The 652-nt window shown below is 62.6% G+C and carries 1 pseudogene; it reads right to left on the bottom strand.

The annotated features are described in order from the left end of the window. Nucleotides 1-652 (bottom strand): annotated as a pseudogene (locus V7778_RS25075) (IS5 family transposase); the annotation flags it as partial.

Below are 652 nucleotides of genomic sequence, written 5' to 3'. Positions count from 1 at the left end.
AGCCGATTGATCGCTCGCTCGACGACGTTGCGGCCTTTATAGGCCTCGGCGTCGAACCGTGGCGGCGATCCACCCCGAGCTCCTTTACGCAGTCGGCTCTTCTGCGCGTCAAGGCGTTCGGGGCAAATACACCGTATGCCACGACCTTGAATCTGCTGTCGATAATGGCGTGCGCCGTAGGCGCGGTCGACGCGCAAGCACGATGGGCGTTTGCGTGGACGTCCTCGGGCAGGACGCGGCACACAGATGGCATCGAGTACCTGCCCAAGGTGCGCCGCATCGCTGCATTGCCCGGCAGTGACGACAACGGACAAGGGTAGCCCGTGTCCATCAACACACAAGTGAATCTTGCTGGTGATGCCACCGCGCGATCGACCCAGCCACTCGTCGGTTATGGCCCCCTTTTTTCCGCCGCAGGCAGCTTCTTCCGTGCTCCGGCAGCGCTGCGTTGGGCTTTGACGTGAGTGGCATCGAGCGCAGCACCATCCCAATCGATCAGACCTGCTTCATCCGCGGCCGCTTGCATGATCTTGAGCAGGCGCTTCCAAGTGCCGTCACGTGACCAGCGGACGAATCGGTCATAGCAGGTCTGCCAAGGTCCATAGCGTGCTGGCACGTCGCGCCAGGGCGCTCCCGTCCTTAACCGCCACAA

It is taken from the genome of Massilia sp. DD77, assembly GCF_036961685.1.
Classification (GTDB): domain Bacteria; phylum Pseudomonadota; class Gammaproteobacteria; order Burkholderiales; family Burkholderiaceae_D; genus Telluria.
Note: the sequence above shows the minus strand (reverse complement) of the source record. Positions and strands in the feature narration are given on the sequence as shown.